Origin of the sequence: Psychromarinibacter sediminicola (genome assembly GCF_029168335.1) — a bacterium.
Taxonomy (GTDB): domain Bacteria; phylum Pseudomonadota; class Alphaproteobacteria; order Rhodobacterales; family Rhodobacteraceae; genus Psychromarinibacter; species Psychromarinibacter sediminicola.
Window position 1 is genome coordinate 1 of the sequence record NZ_JARGYC010000195.1, and the last position, 1,250, is coordinate 1,250.

Genomic DNA, 1,250 nt, shown 5'->3' on the forward strand with positions numbered 1-1,250 from the left:
CTCGACGGCCGCGCCGGGTTCGAGACCTACGCCCCGCGGCTGTCGCGCTACGGCGGGTTCTTCCTGAACCAGCTGCACGGGCATCACCAGATCGAAGACATGCACTATTTCCCGCAGCTCGTCGGGCTGGAGCCGCGCATCGACCGGGGCTTCGAGATGCTGGAGAAGGACCACGAGTCGATCGACCCGATGCTGCAGGACTTCGCGAGTTCGGCCAACGCAGTGCTGCAGCCGGCCGATGACACGGCGGCCCGCGACGCGGCCCGCACGTTCCTGGAACGGCTGGACGGGTTCGGCGCGCTGCTGGAGCGGCACCTGACCGATGAGGAGGACATCGTGGTGCCGGTGATCCTGAAAAGCGGCTTCACGGGGTAGGGGCGATGGGCGATCTTCCGGTGGTCGGCGCGCAGTTCACGGCGCTTCTGCTCGACAGGCACCGCGACTGGCTGTTCGACAAGCACCGCGACCTGGAACTGCCGGAATACGCCATGGCCGACATCCTGCGCGCGCCCGAGCCGTTCATCGACATGGCGCGCAAGCGGCTGGACGGCTGGCACGGGCGGCTGGGCGTGCACGGGCCGTTCAGCGGGTTCGAGATCGACACGACCGACCGCGACGTGCGCGCCGTGGTGCAGGCGCGGCTCGACGCGTGTCTCGATGCCTGCGCCGGGCTGGGGGCGGTGCAGATGGTCCTCCACTCGCCCTTCGATTCCTGGGACGCGGCCAATTTCGTAGGGCATCCCCGCGCGCTGGAAAAGCGGATCGGGGCGATCCTCGACACGCTGGGCCCGGCGCTGCGGCGGGCCGCGGACCAGGGCGTCACGCTGGTTCTGGAGAACATCAAGGACGTGGACCCCGCCGCCCGCGCCGCGGTCGTGGCGGCCGCGGACAGCCCGGCGCTGAGGCTCAGCGTCGACACGGGGCATGCCAACTGGGCGCATACGGCCTGCGGCGCACCCTCGCCCGCGGGCTTTGTCGCGGCCGCCGGCGAGTCGCTGGCGCATGTCCACCTGCAGGACACCGACGGCACGCGCGACGCGCACTGGGCGCTGGGCGATGGCAACATCGACTTCGCCGCGGTCTTCGCGGAACTGGGCAAGCTGGACGCGCGCCCGCATCTGATCGTCGAGATCAACGATTTCTCGCAAGTCCCGCAAAGCGTCGCCCATCTGGAAGCGCTCGGCCTGGCCCAATAGCCCGACGTCCTGCTTCTTCTGGCCGGCAATACTCCGGGGGGTCTGGGGGGCTGG

The 1,250-nt window shown here is 69.9% G+C and carries 2 protein-coding genes; both read left to right on the forward strand.

Annotation, left to right across the window (positions count from 1 at the left end):
• The coding region (locus P1J78_RS24895) for a hemerythrin domain-containing protein (protein WP_275570062.1) at positions 1 to 375 on the forward strand (375 nt) is incomplete at its 5' end.
• A 5-nt stretch (positions 376 to 380) separates the two neighbouring features.
• The gene (locus tag P1J78_RS24900) at positions 381 to 1,196 is read left to right on the forward strand and encodes a sugar phosphate isomerase/epimerase family protein (RefSeq protein WP_275570063.1); all 816 of its coding nucleotides are present in this window, start codon (positions 381 to 383) and stop codon (positions 1,194 to 1,196) included.
• The last annotated feature ends 54 nt before the right edge of the window (positions 1,197 to 1,250 follow it).